Genomic DNA, 22,442 nt, shown 5'->3' on the forward strand with positions numbered 1-22,442 from the left:
CGCGGCCGCTTGATTGACAGGCGATATGTAAATTTCTCCGACACACCGGCACTGTCGCTCAAATTGACAAATATTTTCTGAAGCGGCCGATTTTTCGTCCTGGAGCCTGATCGGTTGAGGTGGAGGCGCTTCGCGCTTCCACCGAAAGCGTGAATCAGGCTCTAATCATAAGGTCTAGGCGGCGTTTCGGCTTTTGCCGGCCGGACGGTCCGGATCGCGGCTTGTCGCGGGCGGCGATGCTGTCCTATCGTTCGCGCCGGGCGGAACCGCCAGAGAGCGGCAGCGGCGGGCGCAAGGGAGAGTCGCGATGGTCGAAATGCGCAACCTGGGAAGCAGCGGTCTCCAGACCCCCAAGCTGGTGCTCGGCGGCAATGTCTTCGGCTTTACCGTCAAGAGCCCGGAGGCTTTCGCCATCCTCGACCGCTTCGTTGCGGCCGGCGGGATGATGATCGACACCGCGGACGTCTATTCGGCCTGGGCGCCGGGCAATCGCGGCGGCGAATCGGAGACGATGCTCGGCGAGTGGCTGGCGCGGCGCGGCAGGCGCGACGACGTGCTGATCGCGACCAAGGTCGGCCTGCTTGCCGGCGAAGGCGGCGAGAAGCTTCAGGCCGGCCGGATCGCGGCCGCGGTCGAAGCGTCGCTGCGGCGGCTGCGGACCGACTATATCGATCTTTATTATGCCCATCGCGACGACGACAAGACGCCGCTCGATGAGACGCTGGGTGCGTTCGACCGGCTGGTGAAGGCCGGCAAGGTGCGGGTCATCGGCGCCTCCAACTATAGCGCGGAGCGGCTCGCGCAGGCGCTCGAAGTCTCGCGGCGCGAAGGGCTCGTGCGCTTCGAAGTGCTCCAGCCCGAGCTCAACCTGCTGGTCCGCGACCGCTTCGAAGGTCCGCTCCAGCAGCTCTGCATCCGCGAGAATATCGGCGTCCTGCCTTATTACGGGCTCGCGTCCGGCTTCCTCACCGGCAAATATCGCTCGCGCGACGATTTGGGGAAGAGCGTTCGCGGCGGCGGCATGAGCCGGTATCTCGAGGCCGGAGGCCTTGCCGTGATCGACGTGCTCGAACAGGTTGCGCGGGAAACCGGCGGCACGCCGGCGCAGGTCGCCTTGGCCTGGGTGGCGGCGCAGCCGGGCGTCGCGGCGCCGATCGCCAGCGCAACCAGCCTCGGCCAGCTCGACGAGCTGCTCGGCAGCCTTGAGATCAGCCTCAGCGAGGAGCAATTGAAGCGGCTCGACGCCGTTTCGCGGCAGATAGCGCTGCAGCCCGCGTGACCCACCCGCCTTGCGTGCAGAGCGTCCAGACCCGGCGCGCGCCCGAGCTCGATCGGCGGGCGGCGGTATGATTCATCGCCAGGTGCAGCTCGCCCTGTGCGCCATGCTGATGCTGATCGGCGGTGTCGGCGTCGCCGGCTGGACCTTCGACATCGAGGCGATGAAGTCGGTCATTCCCGGCCTCTCGACGATGAAGATCAACACTGCTTTGTGCTTTTTCGTGGTTGGAGCCGCGCTGGCTGCGGCCGGTTTCGAACGGGCGAAAGTTCGACGGAGCGCAGCCGTGGGCGGCGGGATCGTCGCACTGGCCGGTGCCGCGACGATGGTCGAATATGCGGCCGGCGTGAGCCTCGGCATCGACGAGATGTTCGTGCGCGATACCGGCACGCTCACCGGATCGGGTGTTCCGGGCCGGATGTCGCCGCTGACCGCGACGGCGTGGATGGCGCTCGGCCCCGCGCTCATCGCGCTTGCGATCGGGACACGGCGGCGCACGATCATCGGCGCGCATCTGCTCGCCGTTTATGCCGGCTTCATCGCCTTCCTCGCCGCCGCCGGCTATGCTTTCGGTGCGGAAGCCTTTTGGGGGATCGGCTTCTACACGGCGATGGCGATCCACACGGCGGTCGGGCTGCTGATCGCAGCGGTGGCCGTGTTGCTCACGCGCCCGGACGACGGCTGGCTCGCCGGCTTCGCGGACTCACCCGATTCGCGCGCTTTGCTCGTCCACCTGCTGCCGCTCTCGCTGATCCTGCCGACCGGGCTTGGCTTTCTCCTGCTGTTCGGGTCCGGCATCGGCGCGTTCAACGCCGCCTTTGGCTTCGCATTGTTCGTGCCCTGCACCGCGCTTGCGATGGCGCTGCTCGCGCTCGAGGTCGCCGGCCGCGCGCGGCGCGGCGAATTGGGGCTGCGTGCCGGCGAAGCCGCTTTGCGCGCGAGCGAGGAGCGGCTCAGCACAGCGCTTGCGATCGCCCGCCTCGGAACATTCGAATGGGACCTTCCCACCGATCGCCTCCGGCTCGACGCGCGCAGCCTCGAGCTGTTCGGCTTCGGACCTGGCGAGGGCACCCACGTCGAGGAGGCGTTCGACCGCATCGATCCGGCCGATCTGCAGCGCCTGCTTGCCGAGGTCCGCGCCTCCCGGGATGCGATGGCACGGCTGGAAACCGAATTCCGGGTGATCCTGCCCGACGGTACCACCCGTACCTTGATCAACCTCAGCGACGTCGATGGCAATGGGACGGCGGAACGCTTCTTCGGCGTGTTTGGCGATATTTCCGAACGCAAGCGGCTCGAGGAAGATCTGCGCAGGCTCAACGAGACACTGGAAGAGCGGGTGCGCGAGCGCTCGGCGGAGTTGGAGCGGGTCCACGAGCAATTGCGCCAGTCGCAGAAGCTGGAAGCGATGGGCCAGCTCACCGGCGGCGTCGCGCACGATTTCAACAATTTGCTGAGCCCGATCATCGGTAGCCTCGATCTGATCCAGCGCCGCGGGTTCGACGGCGCGCGCAGCCAGCGCCTGATCGATGGTGCGCTCGCCTCCGCCGAGCGGGCGAAGATGCTCGTCCAGCGGCTGCTCGCCTTCGCCCGCCGCCAGCCTCTGCAGGCGAGCGCCGTCGATCTCGGCGGGCTGCTCGACGGCATGGCCGATCTCGTCGCGAGCACCTCCGGCCCGCGCATCAAGCTGGTGATCGACGTCGAGGAGCAATTGCCGCCGGCGAAGGCGGACTCGAACCAGCTCGAGATGGCCTTGCTCAACCTCGCCGTGAATGCGCGCGATGCGATGCCCGATGGGGGGACGCTGACGATCTCGGCGAAGGCCGAGGCGCTCGACGGGGCGGCTTCGTCGCGCCTCGCGCCCGGCGCCTACGTGCGGCTTTCGGTCGCCGACACTGGCGTCGGCATGGACGAGGAGACGATGCTTCGCGCGATCGAGCCGTTCTTCTCGACCAAGGGCGTCGGCCGCGGCACGGGGCTCGGGCTGTCGATGGTCCACGGCCTTGCGGCCCAGCTGGGCGGCGACCTGCAGCTGCGCAGCAAGCGCGGGCTCGGCACGATCGTCGATCTCTGGCTGCCGGTATTCAAGGGCGAGAGCGAGGCACCTGCCGTGCCGGCGGACGGCGAGCACCGCGTCGCTTCGGGAACAGCGCTGCTCGTCGACGATGAGGAAAGCGTGCGCGTCAGCACCGCCGAGATGCTGACCGACCTTGGCTATGACGTGGTCGAGGCAAGCTCGGCCGAGGAAGCCCTCGAGCTGGTCGAGCAGGGCCTGCAGCCGGACGTCGTGATCACCGACCATCTCATGCCCGGCATGACGGGGGCCGACCTCGCGCGCGCGTTGCGCGAGCGGCGTTTGCCGGTGCTGATCATCTCGGGCTATTCGGACGTCGACGAAATCGCGCCCGACCTCCAGCGCCTGTCCAAGCCGTTCCGGCAGGCCGATATCGCGGTGGCGCTGGCGGCGCTGACCGGAGGCACGCGATGACCTGCGGACCCGGCATCCTTCCACCCCAATAGGCGCCGGCCGCTACGGTTTGCCGAGCACGCCCAGCGCCGCCGCCACCATCGCCTCGGTCGCGGTTGAAATGACCGCTTCGGCGTCTGGCGCCCATTTGGGGCTGTGCAGCGAAGGGAGCTTCGCCGGATCGCCGCCGGCAGCCTGCCATTGGGCGAGCGGCGTGCCGCCGACCCAGAAGATCAGGCTTTCATTGCTCTTGTCGGCGAGATGGTAGCGGCCGAAATCCTCGCCGCCCATCACCGCCGGCACCTTCCTGACCCGGCTGTCGCCGAAGCGCTGGGCGAGCAAGGCGGCGGTGTCGGCGGTGAGCTTGGGGGTATTGAACGTCGCGGGCGTATATTCCTTGTCGCGGATCGTCACGACCGGCATGCGATCCTCGGGCAGCCCGGCCGCGATCGCCTCGCCGCGGGCGATGCGGCGGATGCCGTCGAGCAGCAGCTTGCGGGTCTCGTCGGTGTAGCTGCGCACCGTGATCAGCAACGTCGCTTCGTCGGGGATGATATTGTGCTTGGCGCCGGCGTGGAAGCTGCCGACCGTCACGACCGCCGGATCCTGCGGGTCGGCTTCGCGGCTGACCAGGGTCTGCAAGGTGGTGACGATGCGCGATCCTAGCAGGATCGGATCCTTGGTGGTCTGCGGATAGGCGCCGTGGCCGCCGACCCCCTTCACCAATATGTCGACGCTGTCGACATTGGCGAGCGCATAGCCCGGCGTGTAGCCGATCATCCCGGCTGGAAGCGCCGCCGCGTCGTGAAAGGCGAGCGCATGGGTCGGCTTGGGAAAGCGCGTGAACAGCCCATCCGCGAGCATCGCCCGCGCGCCCTCGCCGGTCTCCTCGCCCGGCTGGAGGATCATCACCAAAGTGCCGGACCAGAGGGTCTTCATCGCCGCCAGCCGCCGCGCGGCGCCGACCCAGGCGCTCATATGCGTGTCGTGGCCGCAGGCGTGCATCACCCCGCTCTCGACGCCGGCGCGGCTGGTGGCGCGCTTCTTGCTCGCGAATGGAAGCCCGGTCTGCTCGTCCACCGGGAGCCCGTCCATGTCAGCCCGGATCAGCAGCACCGGCCCCGCGCCGTTGGGCATCACCGCGACGACACCGGTCTTGCCGACGCCGGTGGTGACCTGGAAGCCCAGCTTGCGCGCTTCCGCGGCGAGCTTGGCGGCGGTGGCGACCTCCTGCATGCTGAGCTCGGGATTGGCGTGAAGATCGCGGTAGAGCGTCATCAGCGACGGCATGTCGCCGGTGACGGCGTCGCGGAGCGCGTCGGCATGCGCCGGGGCCGTCGTTACGCATAGCGCCGCCGCGGCGGCAATCGATCTGATCTTCATCGTCTCACCTTCGCCCCTTTCAGCCAGCCTGCGCGAAGCGCCGAGCGGCGGCAAGCCCCATCATGGTCCGATCATTGTGCCGTCCAGCCCCCATCCATCGCCAGATTGGCGCCCGTGAAGGCGGCGGCTTCGTCGCGGCAGAGGAAGAGCGCGGTCGCGGCGACCTGCTCGACGGTGACGAACTGCTTGGTTGGCTGGGCCGCGAGCAGCACGTCGTTCATCACCTGCTCGCGGGTCAGCCCGCGGGCTTTCATCGTGTCGGGTATCTGGTTCTCGACCAGCGACGTCCAGACGTAGCCCGGGCTGATGCAATTGGCGGTTATGCCGCTCTGCGCGGTCTCGAGCGCGACGGTCTTGGTCAGGCCGACGAGGCCGTGCTTGGCCGCCACATAAGCCGATTTGTTCGGGCTCGCGACACGCGAATGCGCCGAGGCGGTGTTGATGATCCGGCCCCAGCCGCGCGCCTTCATGCCCGGCAGCGCGAGGCGGATGGTGTGGAACGCCGCGCTGAGGTTGAGCGCGATGATCAGATCCCATTTCTCGATCGGGAATTGATCGACCGGGGCGACATGCTGCACCCCCGCATTGTTGACCAGGATATCGACCGCGCCGAACGCATCGGCCGCGTCGCGCATCATCGCCTCGATCGCCGCGATGCTGGTGAGGTCGGCGTTGCTATAGAGCGCCTTGCCTCCGCTCGACGCTTCGATCTCGGCGCGCAGCGTCTCGATCTCGGCAGGGTCGCCGAAGCCGTTGAGGATCACGTTCGCGCCTTTGGCCGCGAGCGCGCGCGCGCAGGCGAGGCCGATGCCGGAGGTGGAACCGGTGACGAGCGCAGTCTTGTCCTTGAGGAACATATTCATCTCCCGCTGATCCTCTCGACCGAATCTTCGCCCGGCGCCGCGTCGCCTGTCCGCTGCCGGCCGGCGAAATGCAACCGTCGCTGCGCGCCGAGCATTGGGCAGCAAAGATCAGGGAGACATGCGATGCGGCTGGGCGACTATCGTTCGAGCGACAATGTCGGCGACCAGCGCGGGCAGAGCTTCGGCGGCGGCGGTGGTTTCGGGGGTGGCGGCTTCGGGCTGCTGCTCGGCCTCGTCGGCAGCCGCTTCGGCATCGGCGGCGTGATCGTGGTCATCATCGGCGCGATGCTGTTCGGCTTCAACCCGCTCGGCGGCGGCGGCAGCGGGATCGTCTCGCAAGCGCCGCAGACCTCGCTCGGCGGCAGCGCGGCCGAGCAGGCCTGCGCCGCCGATCCGCAGAGCCGCTTCTCATGCCAGGTTTTGGCGAGCACCGAAGACACGTGGAGCAAGGTCTTTGCCGCCAAGGGCGGCCGCTACGAACCCGCCGGGCTGATCTTCTACGGCGGACAGGGCATGTCCGGCTGCGGTGCCGCGCAATCGGCGATGGGGCCGTTCTACTGTCCCACCGACCGGCGCATCTACCTCGACACCAGCTTCTTTCGCGAGCTTTCCGAACGGCTTGGCGCGGCAGGCGATTTCGCGCAGGCCTATGTCATCGCGCACGAGGTCGGCCACCATATCCAGGATCTCACCGGCACGCTTTCCCAAGCCAGCGCGCAGCAGGCCCGGCTGCCGTCGGCGCAGGGCAATGCCATCCAGGTGCGGGTCGAGCTGCAGGCCGATTGCTACGCCGGTGTCTGGGCGGCGCACAACCGCGACCGGCTCGAGCCCGGCGATGTCGAGGAGGGCATGACGGCCGCCAATTCGATCGGCGACGATACGCTGCAGCGGCGCGCCCAGGGACGCGTCGTCCCCGAAAGCTTCACCCACGGCACTTCGGCGCAGCGCAAGGCGTGGCTGCGGCGCGGCATGGAAAGCGGTGATCCGGCCGCCTGCGACACGTTTAACGCGGCGATCTAGCAACGCGGCGATTTAGCTGTCGGCCCAGCGCCGCAACAGATTGTGGTAGCAGCCGGTAAGCGAAACGATCGCCGGAGCATCGTCCCCGGCCTGTTCGGCGAGCCGCCGGATGGCGACGTCCATCTCCAGGAGAAGGCTGCGCTGGCCGGGATCGCGCACCATGCTTTCGATCCAGAAGAAGGCCGCGAGGCGCTCGCCGCGCACGACCTGCTCGACGCGGTGGAGGCTGCTGGCGGGGTAGAGGATCATCTCTCCGGCGGGGAGCTTGACCGCATGCGCGCCGTAGGTGTCCTCGATCACCAGATCGCCGCCGTCATAGCTTTCGGGATCGGACAGGAACAAGGTCGCCGCGAGGTCGGTGCGGATCCGGCCACCGCCGTCGGGCAGATAACGGATGCCGTTGTCGACATGATTGCCGAACGAATGGCGTTCCTCGGCCCCGTAGCGATTGAACAGCGGCGGAAAGATCGCCTTGGGCAGCGCCGCCGAGAGGAACAAGGCGTCCTGGGCGAGGCTCGCGAGGATCATCGCACCGATCTCGCGCGCCGCAGCGCTCTGCGGCGCGAGCTGCTGGTTCTTCTTGGCGAGCCCCGACTGGACCCCGGCGGTCGCCTTGCCGTCCTCCCATTGCGCCTGCCCGAGCAGGCGGCGCGCCTGCGCGAGCTGATCGGCCGTCAGAACTGAGCTAATCGTGATCAGCATCGCGCAAGGGCTTGTCCTAGAGGCGCAAGGCGAGGGTCGCCACGGCCGATCGCGCCGAACCCGGCACGAAATGCCCGCCCGACAGGCTGTCGACATACTCTTCGTCGAAGAGGTTGAACAGGTTGAGACGAAGCGAGAAGCGCGGGTCGAACTCATAGGCGACGGTGGCGTCCACCAGCCAATAACTGTCGACTTTTCGGGTGTTGGTGTTGGAGGTGAACCGCTCTCCGACATGGCGGACACCGCCGCCGATCTCGAGCCCGAACGGCAGTTCGTAGGTCGACCACAGGCTCATGCTGTGGCGGGGCGTGTTGAGCAGCTCCTTGCCAAGTTCGGCGGGGAGGTTGGAGCGGCGAATCTCGCTGTCGAGATAGGTGTAAGCGGCGACCACTTCCCAATTGGGGAGGAGCCTGCCGGTGACGCCGAACTCGATCCCGTCGACGCGCTGCTTGCCCTCGAGCACGGTTGGGGGATCGCCCGGCAGGCCCGGGGTGCGCGCGTTGGTCTTGTCGATACGGAACAATGCTCCGGTGAGCAGCAGCCGCCCGCCAAGCCCGTCCCATTTCGCGCCCACCTCATAGGTCCGGCTTTTCTCCGGCTTGAGCGCGCCAACGGCAGTGGTGACGGTCGACGAGGTGAGGCCTTCGAACGACGGGTTCGAGGAGCTTCCTGCGCCCACATAGAGGCTGAGATCGGGAAGGGGCTTGTAGGTTGCCCCCGCGCGCCACGAAAAAATCGTGTCGGTGCGCGACAGCGGCGCCGGGATCGGCTCGGCGGTGGTCGGAAGGCCGATATAATCGACCTCGAAACGCTCGTAGCGCACGCCGCCGCTGACCAAGAATTGCGGACTGATCCGGATGGTGTCGAAGACATAGCCGGCGATCGAATCGGCCTCGGCGCGCGCGGTGAAGCCGCTCGGCGTGACCGTGCCCGTATAGGGACGGGCAGGGTCGGGATCGAACAGGTTGGTCGTCACTCCCTCCGGGATGGTTCGGCCGCGGTTGCGGCTCTTTTCGTTCGAGATCTCGAAGCCCGCGATCACGTCGTGGCCGATGCCGCCGGTCCGGAAGCGGGCGAAGACATTGCTCTGGTTGAGCAGGAGCTGGTCGACGGTATCGCGCGACTGGGGTTGCGGGCGGACCTCGAGGCTCGTGTTGTTGAGGAGGCGCGGCGAGGAATAGATCGAGTCGCGCTTCGACCGGCCGTAGCGCGTGACGTTGGCGAGCCGCACCGCGTCCGACAGGTCATGCTCGAGCGCGAAGGTGACGGCATGGGTGTCGGTCTTTTCATAATCGCGGTCGAGCAGGCCGTAATAATTCTCCCGGTCGACCGGCGCCGGCTGGTCTCGATACGGGATGAGCAAGGGGTTGGTCACCGTTGGGGGAACGAACAGGATGCCGTAATCCGGCAGGTTCTCCTGCCCCAGATATTGATAGCTGACGATCGCGCGGGTTCGGGTGCCGAGCCCGATCGCCGCCGAAGGCGCTATTCCCCAGCGGCGAGTCTCGACATGATCCCGGCCTGGGGCGTCGGCGTCGTGGTAGAGCAGGTTGAGCCGGAACGCCGCGCCGCTGATGCCGCTGGTCTCTTCGCCGATGTTGAGATCGGCCGTGCCCCGCCAATATTCGGGCGAGCCCGCCCCCAGGGTTCCGCCGACGAAGGTCTGGCGCTGCGGTTGCTTGGAGATGAGGTTGATATAGCCGCCGGTCGATCCCCTCCCGGTCTGGGCGGTCGAGGGCCCCTTGACGATTTCGACCTGTTCGACGTTGAACGTGTCGCGCGTGTAGCTGCCGAAATCGCGGATACCGTCGATGAAGATGTCGGTGCGCGCCGAAAAGCCCCGCAAGGTCAGATTGTCGCCGGCGGGCACGCCGCCTTCGCCGGCGGCCATGCTGATCCCGGAAACATTGCGCAGCACATCGCGCAAGGTCGTGGCCGCCTGTTGCTCGATCACTTCGCGCGGGATGACGCTGATCGACTGGGGCGCGTCGCGAATGTCGCCGAGCCGGCTGTTGAGCGAGTTGATCTGATCGCGCTTGCCCGTCACGGTGATCTCGGGGGCGACGGCGGCCGCGGCGCCGATCATCGCAACGCTCGAACCTGCGGGCTGCTCGTCCTCGGCCGCTGCCGCTGCCGCCGCGGGCGCCGCGGGCGCGGCGAGGAGCGAACCGCCAGCGAACGCAAGCGCGGCGTTTCGCCACGACCTGATTCCGCTGTTCCCGTTCGCCGAAAGCTCGTGCGACATTCCATCCCCCTCCACGCTATTGCGAAGCACTCGCAGGTTGCGTAGGAGAGTTGATAATCGCTCGCAATAGAAATATTACGGCGCCGCAAGAATAGGGGAATGCAATGAACGGATCCGGCCGCAGCTTATGGTTCCAGGTCCATAAATGGCTGGGGCTCGCGCTGCTGGCGGTGATGATTCCGCTCGGCATCAGCGGCTCGCTCCTGGTCTGGCATGATTGGACCGACAGCATCGTCAATCCGCAGCGTTACGCTCTCTCGGGGGAGGGCGGCCGCTTGAGCGCCGAGGATTATGTCCGGTCGGCGCGCAGCGTGCTCGAGCCGAACGAGCGGGTCGCGTCGCTCGCGCTGCCGGACGCGGGCAAGCCGATCCTGCTCACCGCCGCGCCGCCGCCCGAGCCGGGTGCAGCCGCGCCCGGCCCGCCGCGCCGCCACCAGGTGTGGCTCGATCCGGCGACCGGCCGGGTTCTCGATCATGCCGATTCGCGCACCGGCTTGGTGCGCGCGCTGCACGTCTTCCACGGCAGCCTGATGATTCCCGGCGCAGGGCGGGCGATCGTCGGCTGGCTCGGCGTGGCAATGCTGCTGTCGTCGCTGACCGGCATCTGGCTGTGGCGGCCGTCGATCGGCGGTTGGCTGCGCGGCCTTCATTGGCGGCGCGGCCCCGGGCTTTCCGACAACCTCCATCATCAGATCGGTATCTGGATCGCCGTGCCGCTCGCGATCCTCTCGTTCACCGGGGCCTATATCTCCTTTCCCAAATTCTTCGGCGCGATCGAGGGCAGCTTCGCCTCGGCCCCGCCGCGCGATGCGGCTCCCAACCGTCGTGCGCCGCCGGTGGCAAGCCCGGCTTCGTCCGCCGATGCGGTGATCGCCGCCGCGCGTTCCGCCGGGACCGGCCAAATCGTCTCGCTGCGCTGGCCGGTCGAAGGATCGACCGACTGGACGGTCTCGCTCGAAGACGCGGGCGAGACGGCCGAGTTCAAGGTGAGCGATGCCGATCGCAGCGTCACGTCGTCGCCGGCGTCGGCGGGATTGGCGCGTGCGATGCGTCAGCTCCACGACGGCCACGGCTATAATGCGCTCTGGCAGGCGATCGTCTTCCTGGGCGGCGTCGCTCCGGCGGTGCTGGGCGTCACCGGCGTGATCATGTGGCTTCGCGCCCGCAACCGCCGCCGCGCGGTGCCGCAAAACCCGATCCGCAGCCCGGCCTAAAGCCTGATCCTCTGAGGTGGAAGCGCTTCGCGCTTCCACCGAAAGCGTGAAACAGGCTCTCTGAATTTGCCGGGAGCCACGTCGGCGATCAGGCGATCGCCTTGTAGAGACCGTAGAGGCTGGTGAGCGTGAGGACGAGGCCGACCAGGGTCAGCAGCGGCCGCGGCGAGATGCGTTTCGCCGCGAGCGCGCCGAACGGCGCCGCGGCCATCCCGCCGATCAGCAGGCCGGCGGTGGCGAGCGAAAAGGCCTTGAGGCCCAAGGTCGCGATGAACGTCGCCGAGATCGTCATCGTCAGGAAGAATTCGGTGGTGTTGACAGTGCCGATCACCTTGCGGGGCTCGGCACCCTGGATCAGCAGATTGCTGGTGACGATCGGCCCCCATCCGCCGCCGCCGGCGGCATCGAGAAAGCCGCCGACAAAGCCCAGCGGTGCGATCACCCTGGGCTTTCTGCGTTCCGGCGCCTGCTTGAGGCCCCGCCACAACAGATAGACTCCGATCAGCGCGAGATAGGCGAGCACGAACGGTTTGGCGACGCTGGCGTCGATGCCGGTCAGCACATAGGCGCCGAGCGCGCCACCGATCATCCCCGGGATCGCCAGCCGCCCGAACAGCGCCCAATCGACGTTCTTGTGCAGGACGTGGCTGATCCCCGACACCGCCGTGGTGAAAGTCTCGACGGTATGAACCCTTGCCGATGCAACCGCGGGCGGAACGCCAAGGCTGATCAGCAGGGTGTTCGAAATCACGCCGAACGCCATTCCAAGCGCCCCATCGACGATTTGCGCGATGAAGCCGATTGCGACGAAAGGGAGGAGATCAATCAATGCGAAGCTGGTGAAATCCATCCCGTCCCGTGCCCCCAAGGTCGGCGCTCCGCTTAGCCGCTGGGCGTCGGGCTTCACAAGGCGGTAATTGGTCGCGCCGCTTGCGGGTTCGGAATCGAGCGTCCGACTTGCGCGGGCGATCGGACCCGGCCATCTGCCGAGCATGGCAGAATCCGCATTGCAGGCGGCGATCGTTCCGGTCACGCCGCTCCAACAGAATTGCACCCTGCTGTGGTGCACCGCGACGATGAAGGGCGCGTTGATCGATCCCGGCGGCGATCTCGATCGGCTCAAGGCCGCCGCGGCGAGCCACAATGTGTCGATCGAGAAGATCCTGCTCACCCACGGCCATATCGACCATTGCGGCGCGGCCGGGATTCTCGCGCGCGAGCTTGGGGTCAAGATCGAAGGACCGCACCAAGCCGATCGTTTCTGGATCGCGCGCCTTGCCGAAGATGGCCGCAACTACGGCATAAGCGGCGAGCCGTTCGAGCCCGATCGCTGGCTCGACAATAAAGACAAGGTGACGGTCGGCGAGCTCAGCCTCGACGTCTATCACTGCCCGGGCCACACGCCCGGCCACGTCATCTTCCACCATCCGGGCTCGAAGCTCGCGATCGTCGGCGACGTGCTGTTCCGGGGTTCGATCGGGCGTACCGATTTCCCGCTCGGCAATCACCAGCAGCTGATCGATGCGATCACCACCAGGCTGTGGCCGCTCGGCGACGAGACCGCCTTCGTGCCGGGTCACGGACCGATGAGCGATTTCGGCACCGAACGGCGCACCAATCCGTTCGTCGCAGACGCGGTGCTGGCCCGCGCCTGATCATCGGAGCTAGTCGGTGTCGGCTACCGAAACCGCCGCATCCTGCGCGGCATAGGTCATCGGATTGCGCCTCTGCTCGCCATAAGTGATCCAGATCGCGTAGACGGCGAGCACGAGCAGGCTCAACATCGTCAGCCCCGCGCCGGCGCCGCGCAGGGCGTTGGGCGCTGGGCGATCCATGCCGAACACGTGCACGATCCGAGCGAGGATGAAGATGATGCCGGCAGCCCACAGCCACAAAGCGGGGCCCACAGCGAGCTCGATCAGGCCGAGCAGGATCAGGAAGAGCGGGGTATATTCGGTGAAGTTGCTGTGCGCGCGCATCCGCGCCGCCAGCGCATCGTTGCCGCCATCGCTGATCATGATCTTGTGCCGGGTGCGCAGGACCCCGACGCGGATCGCGATCCACAGGTTGAGCAAGGCCGCCGCTCCGGCAATCGTCAAGGTGATCGGCAGGATCGTCATGTCATTCTCTCCCCCTCAGGTTCCGCAACGTCGCACGGCCAGCGGGAGCTTGCAACCGCGGGCAAATTCGCTATAGGCGGCAGCGCTCTGGGACTACCGAACTCGTCTTGATGGTCCCATTCGCGCGGGCTCGGCCGCGAGGGCCCGCGGCCGCTTCGGTCGTTGACCAATTGGCCGCCGCTCGTGCATCATGAACTTTAAGCGATTGGAACAGGTGCCAGGATGGCTGTCCCCAAAAGAAAAACGTCGCCTTCGAAGCGCAACATGCGGCGCAGCCACCATGCGCTGAAGCCGGTCAATTACCAGGAATGCTCGAATTGCGGCGAGCTCCACCTCCCGCACAACCTGTGCGTGGCTTGTGGCCATTATAACGGGCGTGAAATCCGCGTCGTCGAAGCGTAGGGCAAGACAGGAGGCGACAGCGGTGGGCAATCCGCCACGAATCGCAATCGACGCGATGGGTGGCGATACAGGCCCGGCGGTCATTGTTGCGGGCGCCGCGCGCGCCTATCGGCGGCGGTCGGACATTTGCTTCACCCTGTTCGGCGACGAAGCGCAGATCCGCGTCGAGCTTGCCAAATATCCTGATATGAGCGCGGTGGTCGAGATCGTCCACGGCGACGACGTCATCGCCGGCAGCGAGAAGCCGAGCCAGGCGCTGCGCCGCGCCAAGACGAGCTCGATGGGCCGCGCGATCGGCTCGGTCAAAAGCGGTGCGGCCGATGCTGCGCTCTCGGCCGGGAATACCGGTGCGATGATGGCGATGGCCAAGCTCGCGCTGCGCACGATGCCGGGGATCGACCGGCCAGCACTCGCGGCGTTGTTGCCGACGCTTGGCGACAATGATCTGGTGATGCTCGACCTCGGTGCGAACACCGAATCGAACACGCAGAATCTCGTCCAGTTCGCGCTGATGGGCGCAGCTTATGCGCGCGTCGTGCTCGATTTGCCGCTGCCGCGGGTCAAATTGCTCAACATCGGCACCGAAGAGCTCAAGGGCACCGACACGCTCAAGGATGCCGCGGCGATCCTGCGCGACGCCGACTTCCTGCCGATGCGCTTCGACGGCTTCACCGAAGGCGACAAGATCTCGCGCGGCGATGTCGACGTCGTCGTCACCGACGGCTTTTCCGGCAACATCGCGCTCAAGACCGCCGAAGGGACCGCGCGCTTCGTGACCGATCTGCTCCGGCGGGCCTTCACCAGCAGCCTGCGTTCCAAGGCGGGCTTCATGCTGTCGCGCCCGGCGCTGCACATGCTCAAGGTCCACCTCGATCCCAACAACCACAATGGCGCGGTCTTCCTCGGGCTCAACGGCATCGTCGTCAAAAGCCACGGCAGCGCCGACGAGATCGGAGTCGCCAATGCGATCCGAGTCGCCGCGCGGATGGTGCGCGAGGATCTGACGCGCAAGATCGCCAACGACCTCGACGAATTCTCGGCGCACAACATCACCGTTGCGGCCGCCAAATGAGCCCGTCCGAAAAGAGCCGGCGCTCGGTGGTCGTCGGAACCGGATCGGCGTTGCCTTCATGCCGGGTGACCAACGCCGATCTGGCGTCGCGCGGCGTCGAGACGTCGGACGAATGGATCGTCGAGCGCACCGGCATCACCGCCCGCCATATCGCGGGCGATGGCGAGACGACCGCGACGATGGCGACCGCCGCCGCGCAACGCGCGCTCGAAGCGGCCGGCGTGGATGCCGACAAGATCGGCTTGATCGTGCTCGCCACCGCCACCCCCGACCAGACCTTCCCGTCCAGCGCGACCCGGGTGCAGACCGCGCTCGGCATCGACGATTGCATCGCGTTCGACGTGCAGGCGGTGTGCACCGGTTTCCTCTATGCCTTGTCCGTCGCCGACAACATGCTCAAGGGCGGGATGGCCGATTACGCGCTGGTGATCGGCTCCGAGACGTTCAGCCGCATCCTCGATTGGGAGGACCGCGCGACCTGCGTCCTGTTCGGCGACGGCGCCGGCGCGGTCGTGCTCGAGGCGCGCGACACCAGCGACCGCGGCATCCTCGCCACCAAGCTCCACGCCGACGGTCGCCACAACGATCTGCTGTTCGTCGACGGCGGGCCATCGACCACCGGCACGGTCGGCAAGCTGCGGATGAAGGGACGCGAGGTGTTCCGTCACGCGGTCGTCAATCTCGCCAACGTGCTGACCGAGGTCCTCGATGCCGCCGGCCACAAGGTCGAAGAGGTCGACTGGGTGGTCCCCCACCAGGCCAACAAGCGCATCCTCGATGCCACCGCGAAGAAGCTCAGCCTCGCGCCGGAGCGGGTGATCGTGACGGTCGACCAGCATGCCAATACGTCGGCAGCCTCGGTGCCGCTCGCGCTCGACGTGGCGGTGCGCGACGGCCGCATCAAGCAGGACGATCTGATCGTGCTCGAGGCGATGGGCGGGGGGTTCACCTGGGGCGCGGCCGTTATCCGTTTTTAAACCCGGGGCGCGGCAACAGGATCCCCACTCGGCAGGACGGCCGGCGAAGCCTGGCAGGCGCCCGTTTCGGGAGCGACTCAAAGGCCATTTGCACTTAAGTCCAAGCTATATTATCACTTTACGCATCTTCGGGGGGGAGCAAGACACAATGGCGGACGCAGGTACGATGAGGAAGCCGGATGCCGGTACGCTGACACGGGCCGATCTGGCCGATGTCGTGCACCAGGAAATCGGCCTGTCCCGCGCCGAGTCGGCGAACATCGTCGAACGTATCCTCCACTATATGTGCGCGGCGCTTTCGGACGGCCAGAATGTGAAGATTTCCGGTTTCGGAAGCTTCATCCTGCGCGACAAGGGCGAACGAGTCGGCCGCAACCCCAAGACCGGCGTCGAGGTCCCGATCGCGCCGCGACGGGTGCTCACCTTCCGCGCAAGCCAATTGATGCGCGAGCGGATCGTCGACGGCGGCTGAGGCCGCGGCCATGGCGGAAGCTCCACGGAAAAGCGACCAGGCCTTCAAGACCATCGGGGAGCTCGCCGAAGAACTGGCCATTCCCCAGCATATCCTGCGCTATTGGGAGACTCGTTTCCCGCAGCTGCGACCGCTGCAGCGCGCCGGCAACCGCCGCTATTACCGCCCGGCCGACGTCGCGCTCGCGCACCGCATCCATCGCCTGCTCGATCACGACGGCTACACCATTCGCGGCGTCCAGCAATTGCTCGCCGGCGGCGAGGGCAGCGCCGAGCAGCCGGCGAGCCCGGACGATGGCGGAGAGCCGCGCCGCTTCCCGGTCGAGGAATTGCGCGCGTTGCGCGCCCAGCTGGCCAGCGCGCTCGAGAGCGACCGATTTTGAGCTAAGATCCTCCCGGCATGGGAGGCTTTCACTTCAATCCCGCTCAGGCCCCAACGCGGGATCGAGATCGCGCGGGCGGATGAAGCGTATGAGCGTGCCGATGCCGTCGGCGACGTCGCGCCAATGCTCGACCGGCAGGGCGATCTCGGCGAACGCCGCGGTCGGGTATTTTTCCCCGAGCTTCGCACGCAAGCCGCCGGCATCGTCGCGCGTAAGCCGATGCGCGAGCATCGGCAGGCCGGGGCTGTGGCCGACGATCAGCAGGTTTTGGACGGTGTCGGGGGTGTCGCGGACGAGCTTGATCAAGGCCTCCGGTGAGGCAAGGTAGATGCGCTGGTCGAAGTGTGTGTCGATCGTGCCGTAGCTCTTCGCGACATTGTCGAGCGTCTCGCGGATCCGCGCCGCCGGCGAGGCAAGCGCGCGATCGAAGCGCAGCCCGTGCCCGCGTATCGCGCGTCCGATCGCCCGCGCGGCGCGCTGCCCGCGTCCGTTCAGCGGCCGGTCGAAGTCGTCAAGCGCCGGGTCGCCCCACGAGGATTTGGCATGGCGAAGCAGGGTGAGGCTTTTCATCGACGCTTCTTAGGAAATGAGCGGCGGGCCGGAAAGGATCGCCTGGTCGGCGTGCTGCGGCGGCGCGGCGGTAAGTGAGAGCGAGGAACGGACCCGCGCCACCGCTTCGCCGAGCGGCACGCGGCTTATCGCGACGCCGGGCGGAAAAGCGTTGAGCAGGCGCGACGGCGTGGCGGCGGAGAGCAGGACGAACAGGCCGCGGTCGCCCTGGCGGCGGATCAGCCGGCCGAACGCCTGCGCGAGCCGTGCGCGGACGACTCGATCGTCATAGGCGGTGCCGCCGCCCGCCGCGCGGCGGGCGGCGTGAAGCACGGTCGGGCGCGGCCACGGCACGCCCTCCATCACCACCATGCGCAGCGAATGACCGGGAACGTCGACGCCGTCGCGAAGCGCGTCGGTGCCGAGCAGCGAGGCGTGCGGGTCGTCCCGGAAGATGTCGACCAGGGTGCCGGTGTCGATCGGGTCGACATGCTGGGCGAACAAGGGCAAGCCGGCGCGGGCGAGGCGATCCGCGATCCGTGCATGCACCGCCTTCAGCCGCTGGATCGCGCTGAACAGCCCCAATGTGCCGCCGTCCGACGCCTCGATCAGCCGCGCATAGGCCGCCGCGAGCTGGGGGATGTTGCCGCGCGCGATGTCGGTGACGATCAGCACCTCGCTGTTCGCGGCATAATCGAACGGGCTTTCGCCGACGAAATGGCTGGCCGAGAGCCCGTGCGCCGCGCCGGTGCGCGCCTCGGCCGCATCCCAGCTCTCGAAGCCCTTCAAGGTCGCCGAGGTGACGAGCACCGCATGCGCGGGCTTGAGCACGGTTTCGGCGAGCGGTCGGGTGGGGTCGAGCCAGCGGCGGTGAAGTCCGATGTCATATTCGCGACCGTCGACCCGCTCGACTGCAAGCCAGTCGACGAAATCGCGGTCGGCGGGTCCGCCGAGCCGGGCGACGAGCGCGATCCACGCCGAGAGCGTCTGCGCGCGCCAGCCGAGCCCCGCGATCGCCCCTTCGATCCGCGCGCGGGCCTGACCGTCGAGCCAGTCGGGCGCATCGTCGAGCACCGCCTCGAGCCTTTTGCCGAGCGCCGTCAGCGGCCGGAACAAAGCTTCGAGCGCTTCGAGCGCAGGCGCCGCCGCTTCGACGATCGCGCCGTCGAGCTCGGCCATTTCGGTTTCGAGCCCATAGCCGGCATCCTGCGCCGAGGCGCGCGCGTAGACGGTGCCGCGCACCTGCGCGAACAGCTTCTCGACCGGCCCCAGCGGCAGGCCCTCGGCGATCCGCTGCAGCCAGCCATCGCCCGGCAGCAGCGCCGCCGCCGCGACCGAAGCCTCGAGCGCAAGCGCTCCGCCCTCGTCGTAGGAGACGACGTCGCTCAACCTCGCGGCGAGCCCGCGCCGACGCCCGCGCGCCTTCGAATCGGGCCCGACGATCCAGCGCCGCAGCTCGATCGTCTCCTGGCCGGTGAAGGCAGCGGCGAAGGTCGAATCGGCCGCGTCGAACAAATGATGCCCTTCGTCGAACACGATCCGCGTCGGCACCGCCGCCTGGCCTGCGCGCCCGCCGTCCTGCCCGCGCGCGGCGTTGATCATCACCAGCGCATGATTGGCGATGACGATGTCTGCACCCGCGCTGGCGCGGGTCGAACGTTCGATGAAGCACTTCCGGTAATGCGCGCAGCCGGCGTAGACGCATTCGCCGCGCCGATCGCTGAGCGCGGTCGAGCCGGCGCGGCGGAACAGGCTCGACAGCCAGCCGGGCATGTCGCCGCCGACCATGTCGCCGTCGCGGGTGAAGGCCGCCCACCGCGCGACGAGTTGCGCGAGAATCGCGGCACGGCCGGAAAAGCCGCCCTGCAGAGCATCCTCGAGGTTGAGCAGGCAGAGGTAATTCTCACGGCCCTTGCGAACGACCACTTTCTCGCGGCGCTGCGCCGGATCGGGGAATATGCGGCTGCTCTCGCGGTCGAGCTGGCGCTGCAGCGCCTTGGTGTAGGTCGACACCCAGACGGCGCCGTCGGCTTTCTCCGCCCACAATGAGGCGGGCGCGAGATAGCCCAGGGTCTTGCCGATGCCGGTGCCGGCTTCGGCGAGCAGCAGATTGGGCCGGTCCTCGGCGACGCGCGGCGCGAACACGCCTGCCGCCGCGGCGGTATAGAGGCGCTGGCCCTCGCGCGCCTCGGCACCCGATCCGGTCAGGCGGGCGAGACGGTCGATCGCTTCCTCTTCGGCGATGCGCACCGGCCGCGGCTGTGCGCGCGGCGGCGTCTCTTCCCATTCAGGCAGCCGCGAGAACAGCCAACGCTCGTCGCGCGCCGGCGCCTTCAGGCGGATGCCGACCGCGCCGGCCCACGGCCAGCGCAGGCGCTGCAGCGCGCGCGCTGACGTCCATGCGCCCTCGCGCTCGGGCCAATCGCCTTCGAGCGTGGCCAGCAGATGCGCCGCCGCCTCGCGCAGGAAGGCGGCGGCCGCGGCATCGCTCTCGGGCGCGGCAAGCCCCAGCGCATGCGCGAGCCCCTTCGGCGTCGGCACCGCGAAGCGGGCGGGATGGACGAACGCGAACAGCTCGAGCAGGTCGAGCCCCGACAGCTCCGGATAACCGAGCCTTTGCCCGACCAGAGGCGCATTCAGCATGATCGTCGGCGAATCGGCGGCAAGCGCGATCGCCTCGCCCCGGCCGAGCGCGCGCACCTGCCCGTCGGGATCGGCCAGCCATGTGCCGGCATGGGTTGCGTAGAGCGAAGGATAAGGCAAAGACACCGCCATCCGCATCACCTGGACCAGGCGGAACGAAAGGGCAACAGTTGACCACGATCGAGGCGCTGCGCGAGGCCGCTCTGGTGGCCAAGGCATGGCCGTATGAGGAAGCGCGCAAGCTGCTCAAGCGCTATCCGGACGGGCCCGGCGCGAAAGGCATCATATTCGAGACCGGCTATGGGCCGAGCGGGCTTCCGCACCTCGGCACCTTCCAGGAGGTGGCGCGGACGTTGATGGTGCGCCACGCGCTGAGCGAGATGGTCGATTGGCCTACCCGGCTGATCGCTTTTTCCGACGACATGGACGGGATGCGCAAGATCCCCCCCAACGTGCCGCACCAGGACATGATGCACGAGCATCTCGATCAGCCGCTCTCCAAGGTGCCCGACCCGTTCGGCTGCGGCCACAAAAGCTATGCCGACCACAACAATGCGCTGCTCCGCCAGTTCCTGGATGCGTTCGGCTTCGATTACGAATTCATGGCGTCGAGCGACTGCTACGGATCGGGCCGCTTCGACGAGACGCTGAAGCTCGTGCTCGAGCGCTACGATGCGATCATGGACGTGATGCTGCCGACGTTGCGCGAGGAACGCCGCCTGACCTATTCGCCGGTGCTTCCGATCAGCCCGATCACGGGCAAGGTGCTGCAGGTGCCGGTGACGGTGGTCGATGCGCAGGCCGGCCTGATCCGCTACACCGATCCGGCGAGCAACGAGGCGGTCGAGCAGTCGGCGCTCGGCGGCGGCGCCAAGCTGCAGTGGAAGGTCGATTGGGCGCTGCGCTGGGTCGCGCTCGGCGTCGATTACGAAATGTCGGGCAAGGATCTGATCGATTCGGTCGTGCAAAGCTCGAAGATCGCCCGCATCCTCGGCGGCCGCCCGCCCGAAGGCTTCAATTACGAGATGTTCCTCGACGAGAATGGCGAGAAGATCTCCAAGTCTAAGGGCAACGGCCTCACCATCGAGCAGTGGCTGACCTACGCGCCGCAGGAGAGCCTCGCCTTCTACATCTACCGCGAGCCGAGGAAGGCGAAGCAATTGAGCTTCGGCATCATCCCCAAGGCGGTCGACGAATATCACCAGTTCCTCGCCCAATATCCGGACCAGCCGTGGGACAAGAGACTCGGCAATCCGGTTCACCACGTCCATCGTGGCGAGATTCCGCCGGCGCGCATGCCGCTCAATTTCGCTTTGCTGCTCAACCTCGTCGCAGTCGCCTCGTCCGATGACAAGGAATTGCTCTGGGGGTTCGTGCGCCGCTACGCGCCCGATGCTTCGCCCGCGACCCATCCGGAGCTCGACGCTCTGATCGGCCATGCGCTCGCTTACTTCCGCGATTTCGTGAAGGACTCGCTCCAGCGCCGCGCGCCCACTGAGACCGAGGCCGCGGCACTGCGCGCGCTCGATGCCCGGCTTGCCGCGCTCGGCCCGGATGCCGACCCGGAAGCGATCCAGAGTGAAGTCTATGAAGTCGGCAAGAGCGCGGGCTTCGAGAATCTGCGCGACTGGTTCAAGGCGCTCTACGAGACCCTGCTCGGGACCAGCCAGGGCCCGCGTATGGGCAGCTTCATCGCGCTCTACGGCATCGACAACAGCCGCAAGCTGATCGCGCAGGCGCTCAAGGCGTAAAATTCCGGGGACACAATACCTATTTCACGAGGGCCGTTCCAGCAAAGCCGCTGCTTGAATTAGGTATTGTGTCCCCGAATTACCCGACATCGACAACAGCAGCAAGCTGATCGCGCAGGCGCTCGAAGCGTAACGTCGGCTCCGCGCGAGCGGCGCAAAAAAAGGGCCCGGAGCGAAGCCCCGGGCCCCCTGGTTCGTGCGCTGGCGCGCCTTACCAGAAGAAGTCGTAGATCACGTCGACGACTTCGCCGGTGTAGAGATCGACCAGCAGGACGTCGTCGTAGTAACGCACCCAGCGCGTGCCGTCATAGGCGGCCGGCAGGCGGTACTGCCACGGATCGCTGATCCAGTAACGCGACGAATAGAACAACGGCTGGAGGCCGAAGCCGATCGAGAAGCGGCTGTAGCTGTGCCCGCGGTACGGCGAGTAATAGCGGCCGGGCCGGTAGATCGACCGATTGGCATAACGGTAGCGCTGCCAGTCGTAGCGGCGATCGTTCCGCCAATCGCGGTTCCAATTGCTGCCGCGGCTGCGGTTGCGGTCCCAATTGCCGTCGCGGCTGCGGCCGCTCCATTGGCTGTTGCCATCGCGGCTACGGCCGCTCCACTGGCTGTTGCCGTCGCGGCTGCGGCCGCTCCACTGGCTGCTGCCGTCGCGGCGGCCATCCGATTGGGCCGAGCGCTGCGCCACCTCGACCCGGCTCGGCGTCGCGGCGACGCTACGCGTGGTCTGGCGCTCCGCCCTTTGCTGCCAGCCGGCGTCACTCGTCGAGCGCTGGGTGCGCATCACCGCGGCTTCGTTGCCGCGAGCGGTGCGTTGCGCCTGCCGATCGACGCGCTGGACCTGCCGGTCGGCGCGCTGAACCTGCCGCTCGGCGCGGTGGAGCTGACGGTCGGCGCTCTG

20 protein-coding genes are annotated in these 22,442 nt (G+C 67.4%); 11 read left to right on the forward strand and 9 right to left on the reverse strand.

The features are described 5' to 3' along the window. Positions 1-307: 307 nt before the first annotated feature. Both V6M48_RS05510 and V6M48_RS05515 read left to right on the forward strand, forming a co-directional pair. Entirely contained in the window at positions 308-1,279 is a 972-nt protein-coding gene (locus V6M48_RS05510; RefSeq protein ID WP_332811524.1) for an aldo/keto reductase, read from the forward strand. A 67-nt stretch (positions 1,280-1,346) separates the two neighbouring features. Beyond that, positions 1,347-3,764: a hybrid sensor histidine kinase/response regulator gene (locus V6M48_RS05515; RefSeq protein ID WP_332811525.1), complete on the forward strand. Its 2,418-nt coding sequence runs from the start codon at positions 1,347-1,349 to the stop codon at positions 3,762-3,764. Positions 3,765-3,806: 42 nt separating this feature from the next. Here V6M48_RS05515 and V6M48_RS05520 read toward each other — a convergent pair whose 3' ends face one another. Then, positions 3,807-5,126 carry an amidohydrolase gene (locus V6M48_RS05520; protein WP_332811526.1) on the reverse strand — a complete coding sequence of 440 codons (1,320 nt, stop codon included), beginning with the start codon at positions 5,124-5,126 and terminating at the stop codon, positions 3,807-3,809. A gap of 71 nt (positions 5,127-5,197) precedes the next feature. After that, entirely contained in the window at positions 5,198-5,983 is a 786-nt protein-coding gene (locus tag V6M48_RS05525; RefSeq protein ID WP_443019052.1) for a 3-hydroxybutyrate dehydrogenase, read from the reverse strand. 129 nt (positions 5,984-6,112) lie between these two features. Here V6M48_RS05525 and ypfJ point away from each other — a divergent pair, with 129 nt between their 5' ends. Continuing rightward, positions 6,113-7,009, forward strand: coding sequence for a KPN_02809 family neutral zinc metallopeptidase (gene ypfJ / locus V6M48_RS05530; protein ID WP_332811528.1), 897 nt, complete (start codon positions 6,113-6,115; stop codon positions 7,007-7,009). 12 nt (positions 7,010-7,021) lie between these two features. Here ypfJ and V6M48_RS05535 read toward each other — a convergent pair whose 3' ends face one another. Beyond that, positions 7,022-7,711, reverse strand: a complete 690-nt coding sequence (locus V6M48_RS05535; RefSeq protein WP_332811529.1) for a Fe2+-dependent dioxygenase — start codon at positions 7,709-7,711, stop codon at positions 7,022-7,024. Between the two features lie 16 nt (positions 7,712-7,727). After that, positions 7,728-9,956: a TonB-dependent receptor gene (locus tag V6M48_RS05540; protein ID WP_332811530.1), complete on the reverse strand. Its 2,229-nt coding sequence runs from the start codon at positions 9,954-9,956 to the stop codon at positions 7,728-7,730. A gap of 104 nt (positions 9,957-10,060) precedes the next feature. Between V6M48_RS05540 and V6M48_RS05545 the strand changes: the two genes are divergently transcribed. Continuing rightward, positions 10,061-11,170 (forward strand): PepSY-associated TM helix domain-containing protein, encoded by a 1,110-nt coding sequence (locus tag V6M48_RS05545; protein ID WP_332811531.1) that lies wholly within the window; start codon positions 10,061-10,063, stop codon positions 11,168-11,170. Positions 11,171-11,258: 88 nt separating this feature from the next. Here V6M48_RS05545 and V6M48_RS05550 read toward each other — a convergent pair whose 3' ends face one another. Continuing rightward, positions 11,259-12,020, reverse strand: coding sequence for a sulfite exporter TauE/SafE family protein (locus V6M48_RS05550; protein ID WP_332811543.1), 762 nt, complete (start codon positions 12,018-12,020; stop codon positions 11,259-11,261). Positions 12,021-12,162: 142 nt separating this feature from the next. Here V6M48_RS05550 and V6M48_RS05555 point away from each other — a divergent pair, with 142 nt between their 5' ends. Next, positions 12,163-12,825, forward strand: coding sequence for an MBL fold metallo-hydrolase (locus V6M48_RS05555; RefSeq protein ID WP_332811532.1), 663 nt, complete (start codon positions 12,163-12,165; stop codon positions 12,823-12,825). A gap of 9 nt (positions 12,826-12,834) precedes the next feature. On the opposite strand, the gene V6M48_RS05560 is transcribed toward V6M48_RS05555, so the two are convergent. Continuing rightward, on the reverse strand, positions 12,835-13,290 hold the full coding sequence (locus V6M48_RS05560) for an MAPEG family protein (protein WP_332811533.1): 456 nt from the start codon (positions 13,288-13,290) through the stop codon (positions 12,835-12,837). 222 nt (positions 13,291-13,512) lie between these two features. Here V6M48_RS05560 and rpmF point away from each other — a divergent pair, with 222 nt between their 5' ends. The 5 genes from rpmF to V6M48_RS05585 all read left to right on the forward strand — a co-directional run bounded on the left by rpmF (position 13,513) and on the right by V6M48_RS05585 (position 16,595). Then, positions 13,513-13,692, forward strand: a complete 180-nt coding sequence (gene rpmF, locus V6M48_RS05565; RefSeq protein ID WP_332811534.1) for a 50S ribosomal protein L32 — start codon at positions 13,513-13,515, stop codon at positions 13,690-13,692. 22 nt (positions 13,693-13,714) lie between these two features. Further along, on the forward strand, positions 13,715-14,764 hold the full coding sequence (gene plsX / locus V6M48_RS05570) for a phosphate acyltransferase PlsX (RefSeq protein WP_332811535.1): 1,050 nt from the start codon (positions 13,715-13,717) through the stop codon (positions 14,762-14,764). Then, on the forward strand, positions 14,761-15,741 hold the full coding sequence (locus tag V6M48_RS05575; RefSeq protein ID WP_332811536.1) for a beta-ketoacyl-ACP synthase III: 981 nt from the start codon (positions 14,761-14,763) through the stop codon (positions 15,739-15,741). The genes plsX and V6M48_RS05575 overlap by 4 nt, the downstream gene beginning before the upstream one ends. A gap of 148 nt (positions 15,742-15,889) precedes the next feature. Further along, positions 15,890-16,213 carry an integration host factor subunit alpha gene (locus V6M48_RS05580; RefSeq protein WP_332811537.1) on the forward strand — a complete coding sequence of 108 codons (324 nt, stop codon included), beginning with the start codon at positions 15,890-15,892 and terminating at the stop codon, positions 16,211-16,213. Between the two features lie 10 nt (positions 16,214-16,223). Continuing rightward, positions 16,224-16,595 carry a MerR family transcriptional regulator gene (locus V6M48_RS05585; protein WP_332811538.1) on the forward strand — a complete coding sequence of 124 codons (372 nt, stop codon included), beginning with the start codon at positions 16,224-16,226 and terminating at the stop codon, positions 16,593-16,595. Positions 16,596-16,628: 33 nt separating this feature from the next. Here the strand turns inward: V6M48_RS05585 and V6M48_RS05590 are convergent, their stop codons facing one another. Then, a complete protein-coding gene (locus V6M48_RS05590; protein ID WP_332811539.1) occupies positions 16,629-17,165 on the reverse strand; it encodes a SixA phosphatase family protein in 537 nt (178 codons plus the stop codon). Positions 17,166-17,174: 9 nt separating this feature from the next. After that, positions 17,175-19,919 (reverse strand): ATP-dependent DNA helicase, encoded by a 2,745-nt coding sequence (locus V6M48_RS05595; protein ID WP_332811540.1) that lies wholly within the window; start codon positions 19,917-19,919, stop codon positions 17,175-17,177. Positions 19,920-19,957: 38 nt separating this feature from the next. Between V6M48_RS05595 and V6M48_RS05600 the strand changes: the two genes are divergently transcribed. Then, positions 19,958-21,538, forward strand: a complete 1,581-nt coding sequence (locus V6M48_RS05600; protein WP_332811541.1) for a lysine--tRNA ligase — start codon at positions 19,958-19,960, stop codon at positions 21,536-21,538. A 211-nt stretch (positions 21,539-21,749) separates the two neighbouring features. Here the strand turns inward: V6M48_RS05600 and V6M48_RS05605 are convergent. Next, positions 21,750-22,442, reverse strand: a 693-nt coding sequence (locus V6M48_RS05605) for an RcnB family protein (protein WP_332811542.1), incomplete at its 5' end; no start/stop codon positions are given.

This window comes from Sphingomonas sp., from assembly GCF_036677245.1.
Lineage (GTDB): Bacteria > Pseudomonadota > Alphaproteobacteria > Sphingomonadales > Sphingomonadaceae > Allosphingosinicella.

Excerpts from the sequence above, each read along its gene's own strand:
- V6M48_RS05510 (WP_332811524.1), top strand. The coding sequence starts at position 308 with ATGGTCGAAATGCGCAACCTGGGAAGCAGCGGTCTCCAGACCCCCAAG.
- V6M48_RS05515 (WP_332811525.1), top strand. The coding sequence starts at position 1,347 with ATGATTCATCGCCAGGTGCAGCTCGCCCTGTGCGCCATGCTGATGCTG.
- V6M48_RS05520 (WP_332811526.1), bottom strand. The coding sequence starts at position 5,126 with ATGAAGATCAGATCGATTGCCGCCGCGGCGGCGCTATGCGTAACGACG.
- V6M48_RS05525 (WP_443019052.1), bottom strand. The coding sequence starts at position 5,983 with ATGTTCCTCAAGGACAAGACTGCGCTCGTCACCGGTTCCACCTCCGGC.
- ypfJ (WP_332811528.1), top strand. The coding sequence starts at position 6,113 with ATGCGGCTGGGCGACTATCGTTCGAGCGACAATGTCGGCGACCAGCGC.
- V6M48_RS05535 (WP_332811529.1), bottom strand. The coding sequence starts at position 7,711 with ATGCTGATCACGATTAGCTCAGTTCTGACGGCCGATCAGCTCGCGCAG.
- V6M48_RS05540 (WP_332811530.1), bottom strand. The coding sequence starts at position 9,956 with ATGTCGCACGAGCTTTCGGCGAACGGGAACAGCGGAATCAGGTCGTGG.
- V6M48_RS05545 (WP_332811531.1), top strand. The coding sequence starts at position 10,061 with ATGAACGGATCCGGCCGCAGCTTATGGTTCCAGGTCCATAAATGGCTG.
- V6M48_RS05550 (WP_332811543.1), bottom strand. The coding sequence starts at position 12,020 with ATGGATTTCACCAGCTTCGCATTGATTGATCTCCTCCCTTTCGTCGCA.
- V6M48_RS05555 (WP_332811532.1), top strand. The coding sequence starts at position 12,163 with ATGGCAGAATCCGCATTGCAGGCGGCGATCGTTCCGGTCACGCCGCTC.
- V6M48_RS05560 (WP_332811533.1), bottom strand. The coding sequence starts at position 13,290 with ATGACGATCCTGCCGATCACCTTGACGATTGCCGGAGCGGCGGCCTTG.
- rpmF (WP_332811534.1), top strand. The coding sequence starts at position 13,513 with ATGGCTGTCCCCAAAAGAAAAACGTCGCCTTCGAAGCGCAACATGCGG.
- V6M48_RS05575 (WP_332811536.1), top strand. The coding sequence starts at position 14,761 with ATGAGCCCGTCCGAAAAGAGCCGGCGCTCGGTGGTCGTCGGAACCGGA.
- V6M48_RS05580 (WP_332811537.1), top strand. The coding sequence starts at position 15,890 with ATGGCGGACGCAGGTACGATGAGGAAGCCGGATGCCGGTACGCTGACA.
- V6M48_RS05585 (WP_332811538.1), top strand. The coding sequence starts at position 16,224 with ATGGCGGAAGCTCCACGGAAAAGCGACCAGGCCTTCAAGACCATCGGG.
- V6M48_RS05590 (WP_332811539.1), bottom strand. The coding sequence starts at position 17,165 with ATGAAAAGCCTCACCCTGCTTCGCCATGCCAAATCCTCGTGGGGCGAC.
- V6M48_RS05595 (WP_332811540.1), bottom strand. The coding sequence starts at position 19,919 with ATGGCGGTGTCTTTGCCTTATCCTTCGCTCTACGCAACCCATGCCGGC.